The following is a 24249-nucleotide window of genomic DNA, read 5'->3' as shown; positions in this document are numbered from 1 at the left end:
GCGGCGACAGCGTTAAATTAGTGTACATACTTGTACATCACAACGCGGAATACTACATCGGTGGACACAATGAATCTCAACGACACGGTCGAGCGCGTGACGGACGGGACGGATCTGACCCTCGAGGAGGCGCGCGAGGCCGCGCGACTGGTCTTCGAGGAGGCGACGGAGGCCCAGATCGGGGCGCTGCTCGCCGCGCTCCGCGCGAAGGGCGAGACCGAGGCGGAGATCGCGGGCTTCGCGCAGGGGATGCGCGACGCCGCGCGCACCATCGACCCCGACGGCGAACCGCTCGTCGACACCTGCGGGACCGGCGGCGACGACTACGACACGATCAACGTGTCGACGACCGCTGCCATCGTCGCCGCCGGCGCCGGCGTGCCGATCGCCAAGCACGGCAACTACTCGGTCTCCTCCTCCTCGGGGAGCGCGGACGTGCTGGAGGTCGCGGGCGCCGACGTCGAGGCCGAACCCCCGGCCGTCGAGGACGCGATCGAGACGGACGGGATCGGCTTCATGCTCGCGCCCGTCTTCCACCCGGCGATGAAGGCCGTCATCGGCCCGCGGAAGGAACTCGGGATGCGGACGATATTCAACGTCCTCGGTCCGCTCACCAACCCCGCGGGCGCCGACGCGCAGGTGCTCGGCGTCTACGATCCCGACCTCGTTCCGGTGATCGCGCGGTCGCTCGCGCACATGCCCGTCGAGCGCGCGCTCGTCGTCCACGGCGCGGGCATGGACGAGATCGGGATCCACGACGAGACGGTCGCCGCCGAGGTCGACGGCGAGGACGTGACGGAGTTCTCCGTCTCGCCCGAGGACCTGGGACTCGACCGCGCGCCCATCGAGGCCGTCGCGGGCGGGAGCCCCGAGGAGAACGCCGCCGACCTGCGCGGGATCGTCGACGGCTCCGTGACGGGACCCAAACGCGACCTGATCCTCGCGAACGCGGGCGCAGCGATCTACGTCGCCGGCGAGGCCGACACGCTCGCGGCGGGCGTCGACCGCGCGGCCGAGGCGATCGACTCCGGCGCGGCCGCAGAGAAGTTCGCGGCGCTTTGCGGCGACGGCGAGTCCGCCGGTGACGGTGTCGAGACCGCGACCGCGGAGGACGACGACTGATGGCTCGCGTGAAGATCTGCGGCATCACGAGCGAGGCCGACCTCCGCGCAGCGGTCGAGGCCGGCGCCGACGCGGTGGGCGTCATCACCGAGGTCCCGGTCGACTCTCCCCGCGAGGTCGACCCGGCGACGGCGGCCGAACTGCTGGCCGACGTGCCGCCGTTCGTCACCGCGACGCTCGTGACGATGCCCGATTCGGCCGAGCACGCGGTCGAGCTCGTCCGGACGGTCGCCCCCGACGCGATCCAGCTCCACGGCGAGTGGACGCTCGACGAGCTGCGGTACATCCGCGCGGAGACGGAGCGGAAGGTGCTGCTCACGGTGGACGCCGACGACCCGGCCCGAGCGGAGGAGTTCGACGGCGCGGTCGACGCGCTCGTCGTCGACTCCACGGACGACTCGGGCGCGGGCGGCACCGGCGAGACGCACGACTGGCGCGCGACCGGAGAGCTCGCCGAGCGACTCACCACGCCCGTCGTCCTCGCGGGCGGCCTCACGGCCGACACGGTCGCCGAGGCGGTCCGCGTCGCCGACCCCTTCGCGGTCGACGTGGCCTCCGGGGTCGAGATCGAGGGCGGCCGGAAGGACCACAACGCGGTGGCCCGGTTCGTCGCCAACGCGGGCCGGGAGATGGAGCTGGCATGACCGACCGCGACACGGCTCCCGACGGTCCCGCGCCCGCCCTCGACCGCTCGAAGGAGGCGTTCGTCGACCTCGCCAGCGACGCCGACAGGCCGGTCGTGGTCCGCGCGTCGGCCTCGCTCGACGCCGACGTGTCCCCGCTCGCGGCGTACGCGACGCTGGTCGGCGACGGGCCGTACGGGTTCCTCCTGGAGTCCGGCGAGAAGGTCGCCTCCAGCGACCCCGACGGCGCGTTCACCGCCAGCGGGAAGGCCGACAAGCACGCCCGCTACTCGTTCGTCGGCTACGACCCGGAAGCGATCGTCTCCGTCCACCCCGACCGCACCGACGTGACCGAGCTCGGCCCGGCCGCCGAGTTCGTCGGCGGCGACGAGGCGATCGGTCCCGACGCGGGCGACGCGGTCGACCGCATCCGGGCCGCGTTCCCCGACGTGAGCCTGCGCGGGTTCCCCGACACCGACCGGCAGATACTCTCCGGCGGCTTCGTCGGATTCCTCGCGTACGAGGCGGTGTACGACCTCTGGCTGGAGGAGGTCGGCGTCGATCGCCCCGAGACCGAGTTCCCGGACGCGGAGTTCGCACTGACGACCCGCACCGTCGTCTTCGACGAGAAGGACGACAGCGCCGAGGTCGTGTTCACGCCGGTGATCGGCGTCGACGACGACCCGGCCGCGGTGTACGACGACTTGGTCGCGGAGGCCGAGCGCGTCGCGACCGAACTCCGCGCGGCGCCGGCTCCGGACCCGGACGGCGTCCGCGTGCGTGAGGAGTCCGCGGACCCCCGAGAGACGTACGAGGACGCCGTTCGGACGGCGAAACGGCACGTCCTCGACGGCGACATCTACCAGGGCGTGATCTCGCGCAGCCGCGAGCTCCGCGGCGAGGTCGACTCGCTCGGGCTCTACGCGGCCCTCCGGGACGTGAACCCCTCGCCGTACATGTACGTCCTGCGCCACGACGACCGGAGTGTCGTCGGGGCCAGCCCGGAGACGCTCGTGTCGGTGAAAGGCGACCGCGTCGTCTCGAACCCGATCGCCGGCACCTGCCCGCGGGGGACGAGCCCGGTCGAGGACCGCCGGCTCGCCGGCGAGATGCTCGCCGACGGGAAGGAGCGCGCCGAGCACACGATGCTCGTCGACCTCGCGCGCAACGACGTGCGGCGCGTCTCGGAGCCGGGCTCCGTCCGCGTCGAGGAGTTCATGAACGTGCTGAAGTACAGCCACGTCCAGCACATCGAATCGACCGTGACGGGAACGCTCGCGGCCGACGCGGACGCGTTCGACGCGACGCGCGCGACGTTCCCCGCGGGCACGCTCACCGGCGCGCCGAAGGTGCGGGCGATGGAGATCATCGACGATCTCGAAACCACCCCGCGAGAGGCGTACGGCGGCGGCGTCGGCTACTACGCGTGGACCGGCGACGCAGACTTCGCCATCGTGATCCGGACGGCGACGCTCGACGAGAGCGGCGACGAGTCGGTCGTCGGCGTGCGCGCCGGAGCCGGGCTCGTCGCGGACTCCGACCCGGCCGCGGAGTACGAGGAGACCGAACAGAAGATGGACGGCGTGTTGACCGCCATCGACCGGATCCGCGACGGTAACGCGGAAGCGGCCGGATCGGACGAGTCAGCCGACGCGAACGAGCACGGCGGCGCGGACGACGGTGAACCGCTCGCCACCGGTTCGGAGGCCGACCGATGAAGGTCGTCGTCGTCGACAACTTCGACTCGTTCACCTACAACCTCGTCGAGTACGTCTCCGACCAGACGATCGACGGCGAACCGGTCGCCGTCGAGGTGTTCAAAAACACCGCGTCGCTCGCGGACATCGAAGCGGCCGAGCCGGACGCGGTGATCATCAGCCCCGGGCCGGGCCATCCGAAGAACGAGCGCGACGTGGGCGTGACGACCGCGGTTTTGCGCGATCTCTCGCCGACGGTGCCGACGCTCGGCGTCTGTCTCGGCTTGGAGGCCGCGGTCTACGAGTACGGCGGGACCGTCGGTCACGCCCCCGAGCCAGTCCACGGGAAGGCGTTCGGCGTCGACCACGACGGGACGGGCGTGTTCCGCGGGCTCGACCAGGGGTTCCGCGCCGGCCGCTACCACTCGCTCGCGGCCACGGAGGTGCCCGAGGCGTTCTCGGTGACGGCGACCACGGACCACGACGGCGAGTCGATCGTGATGGGGATCCGCCACCGAGAACACCCGATCGAGGCGGTCCAGTTCCACCCGGAGAGCGTGTTGACCGCGTCCGGCCACGACCTCATCCGGAACTTCCTCACGGGAGTCTGAGGGAGCGGCGCCTCAGGCGTCGTCTTCGGCCTCGGTCTCTTCGTTGCCGTCGGCCTCGATCTCATCGTCGCCCGCGCCGCTCTCTTCGTCGTCCGCGCCGCTCTCTTCGTCGCCCGCGCCGCTCTCTTCGTCGCCCACCTCGTCTCCTTCGTCGTCATCGACCCCTCGCCCGGCGAGGCCGACGAGGTGACCGACTTCGGGGAGGATCACCTCGTCGACGCCGAGCCGGACCGCGTTCTCCGAGCCGGGGAGACAGAACACCGGCGTCGTGGTGACGACTCCGGCGGTCGCGCGCGACCCGATCGTTCGCGTCCCGACCTCGTCGTACGAGAGTCGGCGGAACAGCTCGCCGAACCCGGGGAGCGGCTTCGCGAAGAGCCCGCGGACCGCTTCCGGCGTGACGTCGTCCGGCGTGACGCCCGTCCCGCCGGTGGTCACTACCGCGTCCGTGTCCTTCCGGCGAGCGAGTCGGTCGACGGTCCCCTGAACGCTGTCGTAGTCGTCGGGGATCAGCTCCCGGACGGCGACCTCGTGGCCCGCCTCCTCGAACGCGGCCGCGACGTAGTCGCCCGCGGGGTCCTCCTCCGCGCTGCGTGACGAGGAGACGGTGACGACCGCGACGGAGACCGCCTCCGCGTCGTGGGTGTGGTGGTCGTGGTCGTCGTCGTGGGTGTGGTGGTCGTGGTCGCCGCCGTGGCCGTGGCGGTCGTGGTCGCTCATGACTCCGCGTTCGTCGCCCTCGCCAAAACACCTCCCGGTCGTCGGAGCCGAGTCGCCTCGCGAACCCCTCGCGCGACCGCGCCGCGACCGCCGATCAGGGCCAGTCGTCGCGGGCCTGCTCGTCGGGCTCCTCGTCTCCCTGCTCGCCCGTCGCGAGGGTCCATCCCGCGGCGTCGGCGGCGTCCTCGACGTGGAGGAACTCCCACCCGGTCGCGTCGGCGACCGCCTCGTCGTCGGCGTCGACTCCCACGAAGACGTGACGGTCGGTGTCGAACTGCTGGCTGATGTTCTCTAAGCTCTCTTCGACGCCGCGCGGTCCCGAGAAGAAGTCCTGTCGCACGCGGTGTTTCCGCGTGAAGTTCGTGACGACGTAGGTGGGCTTCTCGCTGACGACGCCGACGTACTCGGTCCACTGGCGGGCGTTGTTGAACACCGCGTTGGGGTCCGCGAGCGCTTTCAGCGCCTCCAACTCGAACGCCAGCGTCATGTCCGTGGATCCACCGCTGTCCATGGAACCGCTTGCTCCCCACCGGCGAAAACAACTTCGTTTCCGGGGAGGTCACGCGTCGAGCGAGGCGCCCGGCCTCACCGCGACCGAACCTGGTAGTAATCGGTGAATTTCACCACGTCGCCGTCGTCGAGATCTCCGATCTCCGGCGCCGTCCACGGCTTGCCTGCCAGCTCCCGGACCACGCCCTGTTCGTCGTCGTCCAGTTCGTCGTAGTGGCGCACGCACGCGTCGGACGGAACGCGGCCGGTGCGGCGGAGCCGTACTTGTCGCCCGGTATCTCTGAGTGACATGTGATACCGTATGCCACGATTAATCATAAACGTTACGCGGCGAACGCCGGCGCCGACGCTCGTCTCCCGTTCGGGAACTGCGGTGACTGGCGTTTCAGCCGTCAGATCGGGGGAACGTGAGCGTGACGACGGTCCCGCGCGGGTCCGCGGTCTCGACCGCCGCCGAGCCGCCGGACTGCTGGATGACCCAGTAGACGAGCCAGAGCCCGAGACCGCTGCCGTGGTACAGCGCGTCGATCGCCGTCCCGTCGACGAGCACGTCTCGGTTCATCCCCGTCAACCCCGGACCGTCGTCGGCGACGCGGAGTTCGACCGAGTCGGCGCTCGCCTCCACAGACACCTCGACGGTCGGCCGGTCCCGGTCGCTGTGAAGGACCGCGTTCCGGACCAACTCGTCCACCGCCCGCGAGAGCCACGTCGTCGCCGACGCCCTCGCGACGCCGTCGTCCGGTCCGGACGCCTCTATCGCCGCGTCCGGGAACTCCTCGGCCGCGGTGGCGACGACCTGTCGAGCCACCCGTGCGACGTCGACCGGCTCGGTCTCCGGCGAGTCGCTCAGTATCTCGGTGATGTGGTGTGCCTTCTCGCTCGTCTCCAGCAGGTCGTCGGCCCGCGAGACGATGTACTCGGCGGCGGCGGGGTCGGCGTTCCCCGCCGCGATCTGCTCTGCCCGCCCCCGGACCACCGTCAGGGCGTTTCGGAGGTTGTGTTGGAGAACGCGGTCGACGACCCGGAGCTGGCGGGCGCGGTGTTCGCTGTCGGTGATGTCTCGCAGCACGCCGACGACGCCGGCGGGGCTCTCTTCGCCGGGGCTTTCGAGCGGGTAGTACCTCACGTCGAACGTCCGCCTCCCGCGGGTCGGGTGCGTGCGAGTCGTCCGATACTCGACCGTCTCGCCCCGGAGCGCGCGTTCGACCTCTCGCTCGACACGGTCGTAGCTCCCCTCGGGAACGACGTCGGCGAGGGTGAGGTCGGTCACGTCGCGGCCCTCGATCCCGTGGTACGCGCGGTACTGCGGGTTCGCGAACAGGAGCCGGCCGTTCCGGTCCACCGCAGCGATGAGGTCGGTCGCCCCGTTGATCGCGCGTTCGTACCGTTCTAGGTCGCGTTCGCGCTCCTTGCGGTCGGTGATGTTCCGACAGATCGCGAAGGTGCCCGCGAGGTCGCCGTCGGCGTCGTAGTAGGGGTACCGCTGCGTGCTGAACGTCGCCTCGCGACCGCTCTTCGGAAACGTCGGCGTGATCTCGTATTCGGCCACCTCCTCTGTGTCGAGCACCGCCCGCCGCCGCTCGTCGATGGTCGCCGCCGCCTCCGGGCCCATGAACGCGAACTCGTCGGTGCCGTACAGCGCCTCGCGGTCGACGCCGGCGAAATCGCTCACCGCCTCGTTCAACAGTTCGAACTCGCCGTCGCGGTTCTGGAGGAGGACGGGGTCGTCGAGTCGCTCGACGATGTCGCGGTACTGTTTCAGCCGTCCCATCGCCGCCTTCCGCTCGGTGATATCCGTCTGGATGGCCACGAACCGCGAGACCTCGCCGTCCTCGCCGACGACGGGGGCGATGGTCTGATGGGCGTGGTACAGCTCGCCGTCGTCCCGCCGGTCGATGATCTCCTCTTCCCACACCTCGCCGTCCAGCAGCGTCGACCACAGCGCGTCGAAGTACTCGCCGGGCATCTCGCCGGAGTTGAGGATCGCCGGCGTCTCGCCCAGCGCCTCGTCGGCGTCGTAGCCGGTATGGTCGGTGAACGCCGGATTGACGTACTGGATCGTCCCGTCGACGTCGGTGACGTAGATGGCGTGGCCGGCGTGTTCGACGAGGTTGCGGAACGTCTCGGTCACCGCCCCACCGACCTCCTCGACGCCGTCTCGGAAGACGCCCGTGTAGACGGCGTCTGACCCGTCTCCCTCCGCCTCGGGGTCGTCCCCCGCCGCCTCGGGGCCGTCCCCTCTCCCGTGGTTCGGGGCTTCGCTGCCGGGTGCGTGCTCGTGAAACCGTACCGAGAATGTAACGGTGTGGCCGTCCGCGTGCCGGACCGGGACCGAGAGGGTCCCGTGGCCCTCCAGCCCTTCGACCTGCCCGAGTCGCTCTCTGACCGACTGTGTCCGTTCGTCCGGCGTCTCGGACGCGACGAAAGAGGCGAGGGTCCGGCCGCGGAGGTCGGCCGGATCGTAGCCGAGAACCGCATCGGTGGCGGGATTCGCGTACACGATCGTCCCCTCGCGGTCGAGAGAGACGACCGGGTCAGAACACTCCTCGACGAAGGAGGCGAAGAAGTCGTCGGGAGGGCGTGACGATCCCAGAGTCATATACGCACGTCTAACGCACACAGCGTGAAAAGCGGTCTGAACCGTCGTCCGGAGGTCGGCGCAGTCGGGGCGGGTGGCGCCGCGGCGCCACAGGCACCGACCCCGAACGGGCGGTCCGCGACTACTGCTCGGCCGACGCCGGCAGGTCGTCGACCGAGAAGCCGGGCTCCATGAGGCGGTCGGTCTGGCCGCTCACGTCGCGTCCCTCGCGCATCAGCTGTTTGAACGCGGACTGCGGCGAGAGGTCGCCGATGAGCACGCCGCCGACGACCTTTCCGTCCTTCAGCGCGACGCGGCGCCACTCGCCCTCGGCGGTGGTCGCCTCCACCGACTCGTCGCCGAGCGTCGGGTGGCCGAACGAGAGGAACGGGAAGTCGAAGTGAGTGATCGAGTACGAGGAGACCCACTTGAACTCCTCGCTGCCGTAGTCGATCATGTTGCGCGCCGCGATCGATCCCTGCTCTTTCGCGGACCCCCACGAGCCGTTCTTCGCGTGCTCGCCGAGGATGAGGTCGTTGAATTTCGTGATGTCGCCCGCGGCGTACACGTTGTCGACGTTGGTGCGCATGAACTCGTCGACGACGATGCCGTCGTCGAGCGCTAAGGGCGTGTCCTCGACGAGTTCGGTGTTGAAATTCAGGCCGATGGCGACGCCCGCGAAGTCGCACTCGTAGCGCTCGCCGTTCGGGTCGACGGCGGCCTCGACGTGGCCGTCGTCGTCGACCTCGAAGTGGTCGACGCCGGAACCGAACACGGGCTCGACGCCGCGCTCGCGCATCGCGTCGTGCATGATCTTCGCGCCCTCCTCCGAGAGCGCGTAGCGCCACCAGTTGTCGCCGCGCATGAGATACTTCGCCTCGACGCCCTGCGCGCCGCAGATGGCCGCGAAGTCGATACCAAGCAGGCCCGCGCCGACGATGACGCCCCTCTCGGCCCCCTCGACGCTCTCTTTGATCTTCCGGGCGTCTTGGAACGTCCAGAAGTGGTGGATCCCGTCAGCGTCCGCGTTCTCGACCGGGAGCTGCTGGGGGGTGCCGCCGATGGCGAGCAGGAGGCTGTCGTACTCGAAGGTCTCGCCCTCGTGAGTGTGGACCGCGTCGTTCTCGACGTCGATGTCGACGACGACCGTGTTGAGGCGGAGGTCCACGTCGTGGTCGTCGTACCAGTCTTCCTGATGGATCGAGATGGGCGCCTCGGGGAGCTTCCCCTTCGCGTACTCTTTGATCAGGATCCGGTTGTAGAGGGACTCACCCTCGTCCGTGAGAACCGTGATATCGGCGTCCGGCGCTTCCTCGCGGAGCGTCTCGGCCGCGGACGCGCCCGCGATACCGTCACCGATGATCACGTACGAATCGCTCATGTCCCGGCGTTCGGATTCATGGTTAATGTGGGTTGTCATCCGCGTCCGAAACCGTGACAAACACACACACTGCCTGCGAAAAACGCCGATTCGGACGCCTCTCGCAACCGACCGCGTTCCGCGGGCCGGCGCCCGACGCCCCCGTCGGCGCCCTCAGTGATCCGCGCCGGCGGGCTCCGCGGGGAACTCCTTCTCCCCGGCCTCGATCGCGACGTCGAGCCAGTTCTCCGACGGCACGAGCGGGCACTCGTACGCGTGGTTGTACGCGCAGGTGGGGTTGTACGCGAGGTTGAAATCCAGCACCCACTCGCCGTCGACGCGGTCGCGTTCGGGCTCCAGATCGAGGTATCGACCCGCGCCGTACGTCTCCTCGCCGCTGGTCGCGTCGCGGAACGGCACCCAGAGGCGGTCCTCGCCGCCGACGGGTCGGTACGCCTGAACCGTCACCTCCTCGCCGTCGACCGCGAACCGGAACTCGCCCAGTCGGCTGTAGGTCTGCTCGCCGTCCGCCGTCGTCTCGACGGTGACCGTCTCCGCCTCGTCGTGTTCGTGGAGCGGGAGGACGAACCGATACGCGGGATCGGCCTCGTAGTAGTCGAGGCCGGGGAACGCGTCGCCCCGCATCGACGCCGGCAGCGGCGACCGCGGCGAGTCGCGGAAGTGTTCGCGTTTCGCCCGTCGCTGTGCCTCGACCTGTCCCGCCCAGTCGTCGGCCTCGCTCGGTGACATCGTTGTCTCGGTGTCGGTCCCTGCGAACAGTAATACTTCCGCGGTCCGGTCGGTTTCGCGCACGACCACGGCGCTCGCGTCGGTCACGAGGGCACGTCGAGACGGCCTCGCGAGCCGGGCCGAGGCGACCGCGACGCCACAGATTCAAGAGCGTCCCGTCCCAACGACGCGTATGAAAATCCGGCAGAACATCCGCCACTGGGCCGCGAAGAAGGCGTTGACCACGCCGGTCGTCGGCGACGTCGCCAACGACAAACTGGTCGACCTCCACACGAGCATCTTCCTCAACAAGGCCGACGAGGACCGCCGCGAGGAGCGTCGCGACCACCTCGACAGCTTCTTCGACGCGACGATGGACACGTACGTCGCCGCGCTGGAGGACGGGTTCCCGGAGGCGGAGGCCCGCGAGATCACGCACGTCCAGGCGAACTTCGACTTCTTCAACCACGGCTGGACGGAGATGATGGAAATCCCGGGCGACGAACTGGAGGCGCACTACCGCCGGTACGAGTCCTTCTTCGCCGACTACGGGATCACGATCGACGACCCGCTCGGCGAGTTCCGCCCGGTCGACGGCGTCGTCGACGCGCCCGAAACGCCCGAGAGGCTCGCCTCGCCCGAGTACGAGAACGCGCTGGCCGGCTTCGCCGACGACGTGTACGTCGAGACCGACGAGGGCGAGACGGTCGTCGGCGGCGACACCGAGGAGCCCGACGAGGTCGACGCCGCGGCGGCGCCCGGCCTCGACGAGGACGAAGCGAGCGCCTGACGCCGTCGGGCCGAGACGACGGCGCCCCGCTTCACCACTCGTCTCGCGGTCTCGCCTCTCGCCTTCGCCCCCTCGACGCGCTCGCGGTCGCCCTCCGGCCACGTTTATAACCTACCGGGAAGACGGACCTGCATGAACCGCGGGCAATCGTTCCTCCTGCTCCTGATGGGCGCGGTCGCGCTCCTGACGCTCTTCGTCATCCTCCCGTTCGTCGAATACGTGATCGCCTCGGCGATCCTCGCGTTCATCCTCTACCCGTTCCACCGGCGGCTCACCCGCTGGCTCCGGGCTCGGTTCTCGACACGGTTCGGCGAGACGCTCTCGGCGCTTCTGCTCATCCTCTCCTCTATCGTCGCCGTAATCCTCCCGGTCGCGTACATCACGTGGGTTTTCATCCGTGACCTGACCGCGATCGCCGCCGGTGAATCGTCGATCGACGTCGCGGCGATCGAAGCGGAGATAGCGGCGCTCACCGGACAGGACCCGGAGATCGGCGACGCGCTCCAGATGATCGGCGAGCTCCTCGTCCAGACGCTTTTCGGCGGCTTGAGCGGCGTGTTCACCACGACGATTCGAGCGTCGGTCGGGCTGTCGCTCGCGCTCTTTTTAGTGTACTACACGCTCATCGACGGCCCGGCGTTCGTCAAGTGGGTCCGGGCGACGAGCCCGCTGCCGTCGGGCGTCACCGCGGACCTCGTCGACCGCGTGAACGTGATGACTCGCGGCGTCGTCATCGGTCACATCGTCGTCGCGCTGCTTCAGGCCCTCGTGGCCGGGCTCGGGCTGTGGGTCGCCGGCATCCCTAACGTGGTGTTCTGGACGTTCGTGATGGCGGTTCTGGCGCTCCTCCCGCTCATCGGCGCCTTCTTCGTGTGGGGACCGGCGGCCGCCTACCTCGTGGTCATCGACCAGGTGACCGCCGGAGTGTTCCTCGCCGTGTACGGCGTCGCGGTGATCGCGATGGTCGACAACTACGCGCGGCCGCTCGTCATCGACCAGCAGGCGCACCTGAACCCGGCGATCATCCTGCTCGGCGTGTTCGGCGGGATCTACTCGGTCGGGTTCACCGGGCTCTTCGTGGGCCCTATCGTGATCGGCGTGCTCGCGGCCACGCTGGAGACGTTTCGAGAGGACTACGACGCGATCTGACGCCCGCGGAGCCGACTCGGCTTTAACCGGGTACGGAACGTACCGCCGATATGGCGACGACCACCTCCGGACGACTTCCGGACCGACGAGACGCGCTGATCATCGCGGCCGCGGCGGTCGCGGTCAACCTGATCGGAGCGGTGGGCGTCCCCTTCACCGCGACCGGGAGCGCCTGGTTCGCGGCGCTGGAACTCCCCGGCTTCTACCCGCCGAGCTGGGCGTTCGGCGTCGTCTGGCCGACCCTGTACGCCCTGCTCGGCACCGCCGCCGCCATCGTGTACTTCGCCGGCCGCGACGGCGCGGCGTCGGCGGGACGCGTCCGGACCGCGCTCGCGCTGTTCGGCGTCCAGCTCGCGGTCAACGTCGCGTGGTCGCCCGTCTTCTGGGGGCTCGAACGCCCCGGCCTCGGGCTCGTCGTCCTCGTCGCCCTCCTTCCGCTGGTCGTCGCGACCATCGCCCTCTTCGACCGGATCGACCGCCGGGCTGCGGCGCTGCTCGTCCCGTACCTCGCGTGGGTCTGTTTCGCGACCGCGCTCAACTACGGCATCTGGGCGCTCAACTAGTTCACCCCTCGCTCCCGTCATCGTCGACCGCCGGCGGCCCGCGCTCCAGCCGCTCCGCGACGAACCGGCGCTCCGCGCGGGTCAGTTCCCCGTCGGTCTCGCGGAACGCCGCCAGCCCCTCGCGGTACCGCTCGGGCTCGACGGGCGCGGCCGTCGCGGTCGGCCGTTCAAGCTCCAACTCGGCGATGCCCGTCCGCTCTCCCGTGTAGGCGAAGCCGCACTTGTGACACGCCTCGTAGGCGAACGGGTTGTTCACGGCGATCTTCACGCGATCGAAGCCGTCGGCGGCGAGGTCGGCGGCGGTCTCGCAGATCAGCCGCGGGCCCACCTCCTCGCCCCGCCGCGCCGCGTGGACCGTGACGTATCGGAGCCGACAGCAGTCGGGGTCGGTGCGGTCGGGCGAGAAGGAGACGGCCGCGACGACCTCGTCGTCGAACGCCTCGGGGTCGACCGTGTCCGGCAGCGGCTCGTCGGGCTGCCAGCCGGGCGCCGCCGGGCTCCCGTCCGCCGTTCGGATCACCGACTTCCCCGGCGCGCCGACGACGAACTTCCCGGCGTACGCGAACGCTCGGTAGTCCAGTCGCAGGGTCGCCCCCTCGCCGGGACGACAGACGAGCGCGTACTCCATGGGTCTCATACGGCGTCGAGCGGATAAATGGGGTCGGTGGCTCTTTGCCCGTCCGGGCGCTCGCTCCGCGTATGTACGGCCTCGGCGACGTGGACTTCTTCGACCGGATAGCCCCCCTGTACGACCTCGTGATGCCCTCGGCGGACGGCGCGGCGCTCGCCGCCGGCCTCGATCACGCCGCGCGCCCGATCGAGCGTCTCATCGACGTGGGCGGCGGGTCGGGCCGAGCGGCGGCCGCGCTGATCGGCCCGGAGATCACGGTCGCCGACGCCTCCCTCGGAATGCTCTCGCGGGCGCGGCGCGTCCGCGGCCTCGACGGGGTCGCCGTCGACGCCGGACGACTCCCGTTCCGCGACGGGAGCGTCGACGCGGTCACGGTCGTCGACGCGCTCCATCACCTGCCGGACCGAGAGGCCGCGCTCGCGGAGGCGGCGCGCGTGCTCGCGCCCGGCGGCGCGCTCGTCGTCCGCGAGTTCGACCCCGAAACCCTCCTCGGGCGGGTGCTAGTCGCCGGCGAGCACGCGATCGGGATGGGCTCTCGGTTCTACACGCCGGCGGCGCTCGCGGACGCGATGGACGCCGTCGACCTCGATCCCCGGATCGTCGACCGCGGCTTCGGCTACACGGTCGTCGGCGTTCGGCGGTAGCGGGAGAGACGCCCTCCGTGCTGGAGACGGTCCCGATCGGAAAAACAGCGGCCTCAGTCCTGCGTTCGTCCGTGCGGTTCGGCGCCGGGGCTCGCGTCTGCCGACCCTTCCCCGTGTCCGCCCTCCTCGCCGTGGGCGTGGTCGTGGTCGCCGTGGTCGTGGGCGTCGTTCGCGCCGGTCTCGCCGAGGACTTCGGCGCCCTCGCCGTCGATCATGTCCATGTTCTTGAGGTTGTCGCGCTCCTCGAAGTCCTCGACCGCCGCCATCACGTCCGCTTGGGTGATCGTCATCCGGTCCTCGGTGAGCGCGCCGAGGACGGCCTCCCGGAGCACCATCCGGAGGTCGGATCCGGTGAGCCCGCTCGTGCGGTCTGCGACCTCCTCGGGGTCGAAGTCGGCGATCTTCATCTCCTTGGTGACCACGCGGAGGATGTCGGCGCGCATGTCGCGGTCCGGCTTGGGGAAGTTGACGATCTCGTCGAACCGGCGCCACGCGGCGGCGTCGAGCTGGTCGGGGTGGTTCGTCGCGCCGATGAGGAGGACCTCGTCGCGGACCAGCGACACCTCGTCGATCGACTTGAGGAGGGTGTTGACCGCGCGCTTCAGGGCGGCGTGTTCGTCCGAGCGGCGGGTCTTCGCCACGGAGTCGAACTCGTCGATGAAGAGGATACACGGAGAGAGCCGCTTGGCGACCTCGAAGGTCTTCTCGACGTTCTTCGACGTCTCGCCGAGGTACTGGCTCGTGATCATCGAGAGTTTGACCTCGACGAACGGGAGTCCGAGTTCGTGAGCGAGCGCGCGCGAGACGGTCGTCTTCCCGGTCCCCGGCGGGCCGACGAACAGCAGCTTCCCGATCTCGCGGAGCCCGATGCTCGCGAGGTACTCGCGGTGTTCGATCGCCTTGACGATCTTCTGTATCTCGCCCTCCTGATCGCCGGTCAACACGAGGTCGGCGAGCGTGGTCTCGATCTCCTCGGGCGCGCGGACGTTGACGAGGTCGAGCATCTCCGCGTCGTCGTCCTCGTCGAAGTACTCCCCGAGCAGCGCGTCGATCCAGACGCGGTCGGCCTGGATCGGCCGCACGTCCGATCTCGCCTCCTCGTGGGTCACCGGGGGGCTGAGGTCGCCCGCGTCCTCCAGGGCGGCGACGATCGTGGGGTTGCCCGCGATCCGCTCGTCGTCCGCGCGGTCGCGGTACCACTCCAGCCCCATCGCCGGCTGTGTCAGCGATATCTCGCCCGAGAACTCCGTCCGTTGGGTGAAAAGGAGGTCTGAGACGGCGTCCCACGGTCGCTCGACACCGGTCGCGGTGCGGGTCGTCTCGTCCGTCGCTTTCAGCGGTCGCTCCACGCCGCCGGGAGCGTCCTCGGCGGCGTCGGCCGACCAGAACACCTGCCGAAAGCGAGGTGGGAGATCGTTCTCGTCGAGGTCGCGGTCCTCCGTGTAGAAGTGCGTCGTCAACACGAACTCGACGACGTCGAGCGCCGGGTCACTCATCCGGGTCTAGTAGCGCCGGGATGCGGTTAAGACCGTCGAAGCGCCGGCGGGGTCGACCGCCGGGCGGCGTATCGAACCCTTATTAGCCCTGGTGCGCGACGTAACGCGCATGAGTTCCGAAGACGCGACTGCGGCGGGAGACCCCGGCGGCGGCGCGAGCGAGACCGACCACGAGAACGCGCTTCAGGACGTCATCGCCGTCGACCCGGACGACGTCGCGCAGGGCACGGTGAACCGGCTCGACGCGCACACCGGCGACGGGATCCGTCACCGCGCGTTCACGTGTCTCGTCTTCGACACCGAGGGTCGAATTCTCCTGGCCCAGCGCGCGCCGAACAAGCGCCTGTGGGACGGCCACTGGGACGGCACCGTCGCCTCCCACCCGGTCGAGGGGCAGTCGCAGGAGGACGCGACCGAACAGCGCCTCGAGGAGGAGCTCGGGATCTCGCCCGACCAGTACGACGACCTCCGCGTGACGGACAAGTTCGAGTACAAGCGGTACTACCCCAACGAGGGCGTCGAATGGGAGGTCTGTGCGGTGCTGAAAGTCACCCTCGACGACACCTCGCTCGACCCCGACGACGACGAGATCGGCGGCATGCTGTGGGCCGACTACGAACACCTCCACGAGCACCCCGAGCTGTACCGCCAGCTCCGACTCTGTCCGTGGTTCGAGATCGCGATGCGGCGCGACTTCGCCTGACCGGTCTCGGGACCCGATCTCCGCCCGTCTCGCGGTTCCTTCTCTCGGTCGCGCTCGCCGGATCGAAGCGGCGAGTTGAAGGCGCTCCCGAGCCGCCATCAGGTATGACCGTCGTCGCCCTGCTGGCGAACCCGCCCCGCGAGGGGCTCGTCGGAACCGCGCTCGCCGAGTCGACGCCGCTTTCGACCGCCGAGGCCGCCGACCTCTACGAGGCCCAGTTCCGCGACGCCGTCCTCGCGGTCGAGCGCTCCGGCGGCGAACTCCTCGTCAACTACCCCGACGAAGAGGACCTCCCCGCGGCCCACCGGACCGACACGAAGCCCGAGGCCGAACTGCGCACGCTCGTCGCCGACACCCTCGGCGGCACGGACGGCGTCCGCTTCGAGCGACAGGTCGGCTCCTCGTTCGGCGCGCGCGCCGGGAACACCGTCACCCACCTCCTGCGCGAGGAGGGCGCCGACTCGGTCGCGGTCGTCACGCCGACCGCGCCGCTGCTGTCACGGACTATCGTCGACTCCGCGGCGATGAAGCTCCGGACCACCGAAGTCGTGATCGGCCCCTCCTCGGACGGGCGGGCGTACTTCGCCGGCTTCACCGAACCGATCGACTTCGACGGGGCGTTCGAGGCGCCGGCCCTGCCGACGCTCGCTGAGCGCGGCCGCGACGCGGACCGCTCCGTCGACTTCGTGGAGCCGTCCCCGTCGCTGGAGACCGGCGCGGACCTCTTCGACGTGGTGCCGATGTTGCGGGCGCGGTTCGCCGCCGAGCGCGTGGTTCCCGACTACACCGCGGCGTTCGTCCACGAACACGGCCTCGACGTGACGGTCGAGGACGGCGAACAGCAGATCGTCCGGGACTGACGGTCCTCAGCCGTCGCGCGGTCGGCCCGGACGAACACCGATATTCATTAGTCGGACGCTCCCGAGCGTCGAAGTGTGGTGGGATGGCAGAGCGGCCCATTGCGCCTGCCTTGAAAGCAGGTAGCCTCACGGCTTCCTGGGTTCAAATCCCAGTCCCACCGTGTCGAGCGCCGCGCACTTTCGCGCCGCGCGAGTTCCGTGCGTGGATTTGAGCCCTGCCAGTCGCAGCGCCCGAGCGGAAGCGAGCGGCGGAGCCGCGAGCAGCGAGGGCGACCGTCTGGCACCGGTTCAAATCCCAGTCCCACCGTGATGCGTCCGGCGCAACTCCGCGCCGGACGCGATTCGTGCGGGATTTGAATCAGAGAGCGACTGGAAGGGAGCGACCGTGGTTCAAATCCCAGTCCCACCGTGTCGAGCGCCGCGCACTTTCGCGCCTGTGTTCTGTACGAAAACTCGAGTTCTGCCGGCGACCGCGCCGAATACTGCGGGCACGTCCAAAGCTACTTCCATTGTGGGTTCATTCAGTTGTACATGAATCGGACACTCTGGTTATCGATCGCCTTCGGGACCGTGTTGCTGCTGTTTACCGGCGTTGCCAGCGCCGAAACGGGCATCGTACCCACGGACAGCGAAATCGAGTTCCTCACGCAGCTGCTCGACATCCTCGATACCTTCGTCGACGGCGTACGGAGCCTGTTGAGCGAAACGTCGAACTGACCCCTTCCTGCTTCCGGGCCGAACTCCCCGGTTGCGGTCGCCGCGGCGGACGGTGACATCACTTTTCGTTCGGAACTCCGGTCGGAGTCGGTCCCCCTTCGGCTCGCCCCCGAGACTGCGATCCGAAGGCATCGCTGTCTGCGCATCTCGACCGGTAGAAACCGAAATCAGTTACACGGCTTTACTCCGGGTGTCGCTCCGCGGGCCGCTGATTCCGGCCGGAACCGCAACGACACCGCTGCCGGCACGAACCATCCGGTAACACTCACGTCTGGTGACGCGTGCTATCACGTGCCGCATTATCTTTAACAGCGTTCCGACACATGTTCGTGATAGGTGATACAAGCATGAGCTACGAACTCGATCCGCTACCGTACGATTACGACGCGCTGGAACCGCACATCTCCGAGCAGGTGCTCGAATGGCATCACGACACCCATCATCAGGGGTACGTAAACGGCTGGAATTCCGCCGAAGAGACGCTCGAAGAGAACCGTGAGTCGCACGACTTCTCTTCGTCGGCCGGCGCCATCCGCAACGTGACCCACAACTCCTCGGGTCACATCCTCCACGACCTGTTCTGGCAGAACATGTCGCCGGAGGGCGGCGACGAGCCCGAGGGTGCGCTCGCCGACCGCATCGCCGAGGACTTCGGCTCCTACGAGGCCTGGAAGGGCGAGTTCGAAGCCGCGGCGGGCGCGGCGAGCGGATGGGCGCTGCTGGTGTACGACACGTTCTCGAATCAGCTCCGCAACGTCGTGGTCGACAAGCACGACCAGGGCGCGGTCTGGGGCGGTCACCCCGTCCTCGCGCTGGACGTCTGGGAGCACTCCTACTACCACGACTACGGTCCGGCTCGCGGCGAGTTCGTCGACAACTTCTTCGAGGTCGTCGACTGGGAGGAGCCGGTCGCTCGCTACGAGCAGGCCGTCGAGCTGTTCGAGTAAGCGCGTCCGAGAGGGCGCGTTACGCGCGTCGAGATCCGCATTTTTTCGCAGTACGTCGCCCGGTGAGCGATGGGTCCGTTCCGGTTGGTGATTTATAACTGGGGTCGCCGATCGAACGGCTGAGAACACCACGAAATCCCAGCTGCTCGCTGATAAATACCAGACCGCAATTGGCGGTGAACACCTCTAAAGCCCCAGTCGCCTCGCGACTGCCCCTTTGAGTCCCACCCCGCACCGTTCCGCACAGCACCTCTCACCTCCCCAGCCTCGTCGCGGCCGGTTAAAAGCGGGCGCGATCCCCTCGCGCGTGCTGATCGAGACCTGTCGGCCGCTCGCAGGCACGCGCCACCGCATCGGATCGAGTGGTGTCGGATCGATTCGAACCGTATCGGCAGCGTTTACGGACGCCGTCGCGTACACCCGCGCATGCCCGAACCGAAGTCGGCGTTCGACGCCACCTACCCGTGCGACTTCTACGAACCGGCAGAGCTGTTCGACCCGGACCAGATGTACACCGTGCCCGAGATCGGTCGCCTCCTTCAGGGGCTCGAACCGGACGCCGAGGTCGACCCCGACACCGAGGCGGTGTTGGTCGACTGGGCCGTCCCGTGGGTGATGGTCCACGCCGACGGCATGGTCGTCGCCGAGCCGCTGGAGGAGGACGGCCCGGGGTACTACGGACTCGCACCCGAGGCCGAGGACGCGGCGGAGGCGGCGACCGACGCCGCCGCCGACGAGTGAGCGTGACCGGGGGCGCCTCGGAACCGCCGGTGTACCTCGTCGCCGGCGGCTCGCGCGTCGACGCCGGGAAGACGACGTTCTCCGCGGGACTGGTCGCACACCTCGCCGAGCGCGCGGGCGACGCGGTCGGCGTCAAACCCCGCGCCGGCAACGACTACTGGTTCGATCACGACGACTACCGAGTCGCGACCGACCGCGGACGCCTCTACGGCAAGGACGCCCGGACCCTCGCGGCCGCGAACACCCGCGCCCTGACGGCGGTCGACGACTCGTCGCCGTCGCCCTCGACGGTCACCCCCGAGTCGGTCAATCCCGTTCACCGTCTCTGGCGACCGACCCCGGGCCGAACGGGAATGCTGGGCGACGCCGACCGCACCTTCCTCTGTGACCGCGTGACGACCGACTCCGGGTCGCGGTTCGTCGTCAACGGGGCGGCCGAGGAGACGGGGCTGCTTCCCGAGGCGCTCACGGAGCGGCTCCCCCTCGCGGACGCGACTCGCGTGCGCGACGTGCCGGCGTTCAACGAGGCGATGGCCGAGGCGCACCTCCCCGCGATCGAACGCCTCGCCGCGCGCGTGGCGCGGACGCCGGTCCCGGTCGTTGTCGAGTCGTACGCCGACGTCGCGGGGACGCTCCCCCGCGACGGCCCGGTCGCGCCCGACGCGGTCGCCGTCGTCGACCCCGGCCGCGCCCGTCTCTACGCGGGCGACCGGTACGCGAAGGCGCGAGCGGTCGCCGCCGGGAGCCCGCGCGAGGGGAGTCGCGAGGAGCACGTCGACGCGGTCACGGAGATGATCGAACCGCTCTCGACGGTCGCGCTCCCGGCGCTGCCCGGCGACGTTCGCGGGGATCCCGACCGGATCGCGGCGCGGTACGAACAGGCGTACGAGTCGCTCACGACCGCGGTCGACGAGCGGTAAGAAGGAGTCCGCGACCGCCGGTTCAGGCGTTCCGCTTCGTGTAGTGGTTCAGCGCGGACTCGATCGACGAGAGGTCGGCGGTGACCCGGCTGTCCGCGACGCGCATGAAGCCGGGCGTGTACGTCGACGAGTAGTCGAAGATCCGGTTGACGGCGCGCTTGGGCGCGGAGACGGGGTTGTAGTCGGTGACCGTGTAGACGCGCGTGGTCGGGAAGGCGGTCCAGAACGTCCCGCTCGCCCAGCGGTCGTCGTCTTCGAACGTCTCGCCGACGCGCGCGGTCGCGATGTACTCGTCGTCCGTGTAGAACAACAGGAGGTCGCCGGATTCCATCTTCTCGAACGTCGACCCGTTGCCGCTGTCGTCGTCGACGGCCCACAGACGGGCCTCGTCGAGGTCCGCGAGGGGTTCGGGACGGTCCGCGTAGTTGGTCAGATCGACGGCGGACCGGACCGTTCGGTCGAAGTTCTCCGGGTCGATCGGGACCAGGAAGACGTTCTCGCTCATTACCCTTCGTTTCGCCGGGAGGGGTTTAAACTCGTTCGTTGATGTGTCAGATCACTCCTCGGCGTCCGCGTACAGTCGGTCCATCTTCGCCGCCATCACGAAGTCGGCGCGGGTGAGCCCGCCCACCTCGTGGCTCCACAGCTCGACTCCGACCTCCCCCCAAGACAGCGCGATGTCCGGGTGGTGCCACTCCCGTTCGGCGAGTTCCCCGACCTCGTTCGTGAACGCCAACGCGCTCTCGAAGTCGGGAAACTCGTAGCTCGCCTCCAGGTGATGGCCGTCGATTACCTCCCACGCGTCGCCGAGTTCGGCGAAGTGGTCGGCGTACTCGTCTTCGGTGAGCGGCTCCGCGTCGTCGCCGGCCGGCTCGACCGGCTCGTCCGCGAGCGGTGAGGACATACCTCACGTTGGGCGACGAGCGGTTTGTACTTTCGGTGGGCGAGGAGCGTCCGGCGGCCGGTCGTTCCGCGGCCGACCGGCGAGCGGAGTCACCGGAACCGAGAGAGCGCCTCCCGAAGCGCCCGCCGCAGCCTCGCGAGCCGTCCCCCCGAGCCGCTTCGCGTCGTCCCCCCGGGCGTCCCCGGCTCGGTGAGCGTCCAGTCCGCCTTCTCGGCGGCCTCGTCGACGGTGAGGAACTCGTAGCCCGTGTCGGTCGCGACGCGCTCGTCGGCGCGCGTCGTGCCGACGAACACTCGTCGCGGGGCGTCGCTCTCGTCGCGGACGTCCGCGAGCGTCCCCCACTTGTCCCAACTCGTGAGCGCGTAGTCGTTGTCGACCCCGTATGACCGAGCGAACTCGGCGACCGCGTCGGCCTCGTTCGCGACGATCCCGACGTGACGGCTCCACCGGCGCGCGTCGGCGAACGCCGCGGCCGGGTCGGCGAGCGACCGCGCGGCGCCGAGCGAGAAGACGAGCGTCACCTCTCCGTCTCCGGGCTCCGTCACGTCGATTCCCATCTCGACCGAACCCACACGACCCGCGGCCTAAACGCTGTGGGGAGGCTTATGCCCGGTCGACTCGTCGGGCCCGACGATGGAGTTCGAATCCACCTTCGGCACGGCCGAGCCGCTCCTCGGCATGGTCCACCTCCCGCCGCTGCCGGGCGCGCCGCGCGCGCCGGACGACGGCCGCGAGGCGATGCGGGCGGCGGTCGACCGGGCGGCGAGCGACGCGCGGGCGCTCGACCGCGGCGGCGTCGACGGTATCGTGATCGAGAACTTCGGCGACGCGCCGTTCTACCCCGACGAGGTCCCGCCCCACGTCGTCGCCGCCGTGACCCGCGCCGCGACCGCGGTCGCTGCCGAGACGGACCTCCCGCTCGGGATCAACGTCCTCCGGAACGACGCCGAGGCGGCCCTCTCGGTCGCCGCCGCGGTCGACGCCGACTTCGTCCGCGTGAACGTCCACACCGGCGCCCGCGTGACGGATCAGGGGATCGTACAGGGGCGAGCCCACGAGACCCTCCGGCTGCGCGACCGCCTGGGCGTCGACGTCGGCGTCTTCGCCGACACAGACGTGAAACACTCCGCGCCGCTGACGCCGGCGGGCTACACGGCCGAGTCGTTCGCGGACACCGCCGAGCGCGGCCTCGCCGACGCCGTGATCGCCTCCGGCTCCGGAACTGGCCACGCGGTCGACCGCGACGCCCTGGAGTCCGTCGTCGCCGAGCGGGAGTCACACGGCCTCGACACGCCTGTCCTCGTCGGCAGCGGCGTCACGGCCAAGACGGTCGCCGACCTGCTCTCGGTCGCCGACGGCGCCATCGTGGGCACCGCGCTCAAGCGCGACGGCGAGACGACGGGCCCCGTCGACGCCGACCGCGTCGCGGACCTCGTCGCGGCCGCCGACGCGGTGCGGTGACGGGCCTGTACTCTCGACTCACTCCCGACCGGCCGCGTCGCGTTCGGCCAGGAACGCCTCGACGTCGCTCCGACTCGGCAGCCCCGGCTGCGTGAACCGCGCGGTACAGTTGATCGCGGCGACGGCGGCCGCGAACCTGACGCCCGTCGCGACGTCGTCGCGCTCTTCGGGGTCGCGCCCCTCGGATCCTTTCACACCGGAGCCACCCGCGATCCACCGGTCGATCAGGCCGGCGGTGAACGCGTCGCCCGCGCCGGTCGCGTCGACGGTCTCGACGTCGAACGCGTCGAACTCCTCGACTTCACCGCCCGTGATCGCCGTCATTCCGTCGGCACCGTGCGTGAGGACGGCCCGAGGCCAGGTCCGCCCGCCCCTCGGCCCTCGTCGTGACCCGGTCGCCGAGACGTGTGCGGCGGCGATCCTGTCGACCGCGCCGGCCGCGGAGCCGAAGAACGCGGGGGCGGCGACGCCGCCGGCGACGAACAGGTCGGCGGCGTGGAGGATCCGGTGGATGGTCTCCGGTTCCGTCCCGCGACCGACCAGCTCCTCGACCGGACCCGAGAGGTCGAAGACGAGCGCGGGAGCGCTCGACGGTTCGCCGGCGGCGGCCGCGCGGAGGGACTCGACCCGGTCGAGCACCTGACGCGTCGCGCGGTCGGGGGTGTACGCGGTGAGGAAGACCGCGTCGGCGTCGGCCATCGCGGCGAGCGCGTCGCCGTCCAATCTGAGCCCGCGGAAGCTCTCGCCGGCGGTCACGATGGCCCGTTCGCCGTCCGGGTCGCGGAGGATGAGCGACCGGGTGTGGGAGTCGTCACAGACCGCGACGTGCGTGGCGTCGACGCCGGTGTCGGCGAGGTACTCGCGGGCCCGTCGCCCGTACTCGTCGTCGCCGACGCGGCTGACGAGCCCCGCGTCGCGGCCGAGCCGGTCAAGTGCGACCGCGACGTTCGCGCCGACGCCGCCGAACGCGGTCGTGACCTCGTTCGCGAACGCGCCGCCGTCCGGCTCCGGGAGGTTGCTGACGGCGTACCACTCGTCGATGGCCGCGGCGCCGACGGCGAGGACCGCCGGCGACCCGTCCGCGGTCACGGCTCCCCGTAGAACGACTCGTGGACCGCCGTCGCCGCGTCGACGGCGATCGGTCCCTCGACCGTCGTCTCGCCGCCGGCGCGCCGGATCACCTCCTCGCAGGGAATCGGCACCACGCCGCCGGTGAGCTCGCCGAGGGTCCCGCCGTCGACGCCGAAGACGACCCGGCCGAGCCCGGCGTAGTGGACGCCGGTCGCGCACATCGGGCACGGCTCGGTGCTGGCGTACATCGTACAGGCCGCCCGCTCGTCGTCGTCGAGTTCGCGCGCGGCCCACCGGGCGAGCGCGAGCTCGGGGTGCGCCGCGATGTCGTCGCCGGTCCGCGTCTCGTTGCGCGCCTCGCGGACCACCTCGCCGTCGACGACGAGTAACGCGCCGAACGGCGTGTTCCCGGCCTCGACGGCCGCCTCGGCGAGTCGGATCGTTCGCTCAACGTACTCCCGGTCGGTCGGGTCGTCCGGCAGGTCGTCGAGGTCGCGGACCTCGTCGACGTCGTCGCCCGCGTTCGCGTCGGTCATGTCCTCACGTTCGCCTCGGGGCACCTAACGGTTGGTGCCGGCGTCGGTCGCTCCCGAGGGCGACGGTCCATCCCGTCGTCCGCGTCGGCGGCGTCCGCGTGGTCGTGTTAACTTAAGCATCGGTTCCAGCAGACGGCGAAGGCTCGGAGCCATGATTCTGCCGCCG

General features: G+C 69.9%; 28 protein-coding genes and 1 tRNA gene. 16 read left to right on the top strand and 13 right to left on the bottom strand.

Translation table 11 applies throughout. The features are described from left to right. Nucleotides 1-69: 69 nt before the first annotated feature. Genes trpD through trpG form a run of 4 tightly spaced genes read left to right on the top strand, consistent with a single transcriptional unit; the run spans nucleotide 70 to nucleotide 4053 of the window. Nucleotides 70-1122: an anthranilate phosphoribosyltransferase gene (gene trpD / locus ABDZ89_RS08640; RefSeq protein ID WP_343778294.1), complete on the top strand. Its 1053-nt coding sequence runs from the start codon at nucleotides 70-72 to the stop codon at nucleotides 1120-1122. Then, the gene (locus ABDZ89_RS08635; RefSeq protein WP_343778293.1) at nucleotides 1122-1766 is read left to right on the top strand and encodes a phosphoribosylanthranilate isomerase; all 645 of its coding nucleotides are present in this window, start codon (nucleotides 1122-1124) and stop codon (nucleotides 1764-1766) included. The genes trpD and ABDZ89_RS08635 overlap by 1 nt, the downstream gene beginning before the upstream one ends. Beyond that, the gene (gene trpE, locus ABDZ89_RS08630) at nucleotides 1763-3463 is read left to right on the top strand and encodes an anthranilate synthase component I (RefSeq protein ID WP_343778292.1); all 1701 of its coding nucleotides are present in this window, start codon (nucleotides 1763-1765) and stop codon (nucleotides 3461-3463) included. Before ABDZ89_RS08635 ends, trpE begins: the two co-directional genes overlap by 4 nt. Then, complete coding sequence (gene trpG, locus ABDZ89_RS08625; protein WP_343778291.1) at nucleotides 3460-4053, top strand: anthranilate synthase component II; 594 nt, start codon at nucleotides 3460-3462, stop codon at nucleotides 4051-4053. The genes trpE and trpG overlap by 4 nt, the downstream gene beginning before the upstream one ends. 12 nt (nucleotides 4054-4065) lie before the next feature. On the opposite strand, the gene ABDZ89_RS08620 is transcribed toward trpG, so the two are convergent. From ABDZ89_RS08620 to ABDZ89_RS08595, 6 genes are all read right to left on the bottom strand, one after another. Then, nucleotides 4066-4773, bottom strand: coding sequence for a MogA/MoaB family molybdenum cofactor biosynthesis protein (locus tag ABDZ89_RS08620; RefSeq protein WP_343778289.1), 708 nt, complete (start codon nucleotides 4771-4773; stop codon nucleotides 4066-4068). A 94-nt stretch (nucleotides 4774-4867) separates the two neighbouring features. After that, nucleotides 4868-5284 carry a DUF7124 domain-containing protein gene (locus tag ABDZ89_RS08615; protein ID WP_343778288.1) on the bottom strand — a complete coding sequence of 139 codons (417 nt, stop codon included), beginning with the start codon at nucleotides 5282-5284 and terminating at the stop codon, nucleotides 4868-4870. A gap of 74 nt (nucleotides 5285-5358) precedes the next feature. Then, nucleotides 5359-5574, bottom strand: coding sequence for a DUF7979 domain-containing protein (locus ABDZ89_RS08610; RefSeq protein ID WP_343778286.1), 216 nt, complete (start codon nucleotides 5572-5574; stop codon nucleotides 5359-5361). Between the two features lie 94 nt (nucleotides 5575-5668). Further along, nucleotides 5669-7882, bottom strand: coding sequence for a PAS domain S-box protein (locus ABDZ89_RS08605; protein ID WP_343778285.1), 2214 nt, complete (start codon nucleotides 7880-7882; stop codon nucleotides 5669-5671). Between the two features lie 121 nt (nucleotides 7883-8003). After that, nucleotides 8004-9242, bottom strand: a complete 1239-nt coding sequence (locus ABDZ89_RS08600; RefSeq protein ID WP_343778284.1) for an NAD(P)/FAD-dependent oxidoreductase — start codon at nucleotides 9240-9242, stop codon at nucleotides 8004-8006. A gap of 153 nt (nucleotides 9243-9395) precedes the next feature. Then, nucleotides 9396-9971 carry a DUF1684 domain-containing protein gene (locus tag ABDZ89_RS08595; protein ID WP_343778369.1) on the bottom strand — a complete coding sequence of 192 codons (576 nt, stop codon included), beginning with the start codon at nucleotides 9969-9971 and terminating at the stop codon, nucleotides 9396-9398. A 172-nt stretch (nucleotides 9972-10143) separates the two neighbouring features. On the opposite strand from ABDZ89_RS08595, the gene ABDZ89_RS08590 reads away from it, so the two are divergent. The 3 genes from ABDZ89_RS08590 (at nucleotide 10144) to ABDZ89_RS08580 (ending at nucleotide 12452) form a co-directional block, all read left to right on the top strand. Continuing rightward, nucleotides 10144-10740: a DUF6149 family protein gene (locus tag ABDZ89_RS08590; RefSeq protein ID WP_343778283.1), complete on the top strand. Its 597-nt coding sequence runs from the start codon at nucleotides 10144-10146 to the stop codon at nucleotides 10738-10740. A 132-nt stretch (nucleotides 10741-10872) separates the two neighbouring features. Continuing rightward, on the top strand, nucleotides 10873-11889 hold the full coding sequence (locus tag ABDZ89_RS08585; protein WP_343778282.1) for an AI-2E family transporter: 1017 nt from the start codon (nucleotides 10873-10875) through the stop codon (nucleotides 11887-11889). Between the two features lie 50 nt (nucleotides 11890-11939). Beyond that, nucleotides 11940-12452, top strand: coding sequence for a TspO/MBR family protein (locus ABDZ89_RS08580; protein ID WP_343778281.1), 513 nt, complete (start codon nucleotides 11940-11942; stop codon nucleotides 12450-12452). Between the two features lies 1 nt (nucleotide 12453). Here ABDZ89_RS08580 and ABDZ89_RS08575 read toward each other — a convergent pair whose 3' ends face one another. Beyond that, nucleotides 12454-13080, bottom strand: a complete 627-nt coding sequence (locus tag ABDZ89_RS08575) for a GNAT family N-acetyltransferase (protein ID WP_343778280.1) — start codon at nucleotides 13078-13080, stop codon at nucleotides 12454-12456. A gap of 71 nt (nucleotides 13081-13151) precedes the next feature. Here ABDZ89_RS08575 and ABDZ89_RS08570 point away from each other — a divergent pair, with 71 nt between their 5' ends. Further along, the gene (locus ABDZ89_RS08570) at nucleotides 13152-13727 is read left to right on the top strand and encodes a class I SAM-dependent methyltransferase (RefSeq protein ID WP_343778279.1); all 576 of its coding nucleotides are present in this window, start codon (nucleotides 13152-13154) and stop codon (nucleotides 13725-13727) included. 53 nt (nucleotides 13728-13780) lie between these two features. Here ABDZ89_RS08570 and ABDZ89_RS08565 read toward each other — a convergent pair whose 3' ends face one another. Then, nucleotides 13781-15223, bottom strand: coding sequence for an ATP-binding protein (locus ABDZ89_RS08565; protein WP_343778277.1), 1443 nt, complete (start codon nucleotides 15221-15223; stop codon nucleotides 13781-13783). A gap of 109 nt (nucleotides 15224-15332) precedes the next feature. Here ABDZ89_RS08565 and idi point away from each other — a divergent pair, with 109 nt between their 5' ends. The 7 genes from idi (at nucleotide 15333) to ABDZ89_RS08530 (ending at nucleotide 20111) form a co-directional block, all read left to right on the top strand. Continuing rightward, nucleotides 15333-15926 (top strand): isopentenyl-diphosphate Delta-isomerase, encoded by a 594-nt coding sequence (gene idi / locus ABDZ89_RS08560; protein ID WP_343778275.1) that lies wholly within the window; start codon nucleotides 15333-15335, stop codon nucleotides 15924-15926. Nucleotides 15927-16030: 104 nt separating this feature from the next. Further along, on the top strand, nucleotides 16031-16786 hold the full coding sequence (locus ABDZ89_RS08555; RefSeq protein ID WP_343778274.1) for a DUF2064 domain-containing protein: 756 nt from the start codon (nucleotides 16031-16033) through the stop codon (nucleotides 16784-16786). A 77-nt stretch (nucleotides 16787-16863) separates the two neighbouring features. Continuing rightward, nucleotides 16864-16947: transfer RNA gene (locus ABDZ89_RS08550), tRNA-Ser, on the top strand. 370 nt (nucleotides 16948-17317) lie between these two features. Further along, nucleotides 17318-17503, top strand: coding sequence for a hypothetical protein (locus ABDZ89_RS08545; protein ID WP_343778273.1), 186 nt, complete (start codon nucleotides 17318-17320; stop codon nucleotides 17501-17503). Nucleotides 17504-17850: 347 nt separating this feature from the next. After that, nucleotides 17851-18450 (top strand): superoxide dismutase, encoded by a 600-nt coding sequence (gene sod / locus ABDZ89_RS08540; RefSeq protein ID WP_343778272.1) that lies wholly within the window; start codon nucleotides 17851-17853, stop codon nucleotides 18448-18450. Nucleotides 18451-18876: 426 nt separating this feature from the next. Then, the gene (locus ABDZ89_RS08535; protein ID WP_343778270.1) at nucleotides 18877-19191 is read left to right on the top strand and encodes a DUF5827 family protein; all 315 of its coding nucleotides are present in this window, start codon (nucleotides 18877-18879) and stop codon (nucleotides 19189-19191) included. 2 nt (nucleotides 19192-19193) lie between these two features. Continuing rightward, nucleotides 19194-20111, top strand: coding sequence for an ATPase (locus ABDZ89_RS08530; protein ID WP_343778269.1), 918 nt, complete (start codon nucleotides 19194-19196; stop codon nucleotides 20109-20111). A gap of 22 nt (nucleotides 20112-20133) precedes the next feature. Here ABDZ89_RS08530 and ABDZ89_RS08525 read toward each other — a convergent pair whose 3' ends face one another. The 3 genes from ABDZ89_RS08525 to ABDZ89_RS08515 form a co-directional block, all read right to left on the bottom strand. Then, the gene (locus ABDZ89_RS08525; RefSeq protein WP_343778268.1) at nucleotides 20134-20616 is read right to left on the bottom strand and encodes a hypothetical protein; all 483 of its coding nucleotides are present in this window, start codon (nucleotides 20614-20616) and stop codon (nucleotides 20134-20136) included. A 51-nt stretch (nucleotides 20617-20667) separates the two neighbouring features. After that, nucleotides 20668-21015 carry a 4a-hydroxytetrahydrobiopterin dehydratase gene (locus tag ABDZ89_RS08520; RefSeq protein WP_343778267.1) on the bottom strand — a complete coding sequence of 116 codons (348 nt, stop codon included), beginning with the start codon at nucleotides 21013-21015 and terminating at the stop codon, nucleotides 20668-20670. A gap of 89 nt (nucleotides 21016-21104) precedes the next feature. After that, a complete protein-coding gene (locus tag ABDZ89_RS08515; protein ID WP_343778266.1) occupies nucleotides 21105-21572 on the bottom strand; it encodes a DUF7124 domain-containing protein in 468 nt (155 codons plus the stop codon). 76 nt (nucleotides 21573-21648) lie between these two features. Here ABDZ89_RS08515 and ABDZ89_RS08510 point away from each other — a divergent pair, with 76 nt between their 5' ends. Then, complete coding sequence (locus ABDZ89_RS08510) at nucleotides 21649-22476, top strand: BtpA/SgcQ family protein (RefSeq protein ID WP_343778265.1); 828 nt, start codon at nucleotides 21649-21651, stop codon at nucleotides 22474-22476. Nucleotides 22477-22494: 18 nt separating this feature from the next. Here the strand turns inward: ABDZ89_RS08510 and ABDZ89_RS08505 are convergent, their stop codons facing one another. Together ABDZ89_RS08505 and ABDZ89_RS08500 are read right to left on the bottom strand one after the other, a co-directional pair. Continuing rightward, complete coding sequence (locus ABDZ89_RS08505) at nucleotides 22495-23565, bottom strand: carbohydrate kinase family protein (RefSeq protein WP_343778264.1); 1071 nt, start codon at nucleotides 23563-23565, stop codon at nucleotides 22495-22497. Further along, complete coding sequence (locus ABDZ89_RS08500) at nucleotides 23562-24083, bottom strand: nucleoside deaminase (RefSeq protein ID WP_343778263.1); 522 nt, start codon at nucleotides 24081-24083, stop codon at nucleotides 23562-23564. Before ABDZ89_RS08500 ends, ABDZ89_RS08505 begins: the two co-directional genes overlap by 4 nt. Nucleotides 24084-24249: the final 166 nt, after the last annotated feature.

The sequence above is a fragment of the Halorubrum ejinorense genome (genome assembly GCF_039522565.1).
Classification (GTDB): Archaea; Halobacteriota; Halobacteria; order Halobacteriales; family Haloferacaceae; genus Halorubrum; species Halorubrum ejinorense.
The sequence above is the reverse complement of the archived record's forward strand: the minus strand, read 5'-3'. Positions and strand labels throughout refer to the sequence as shown.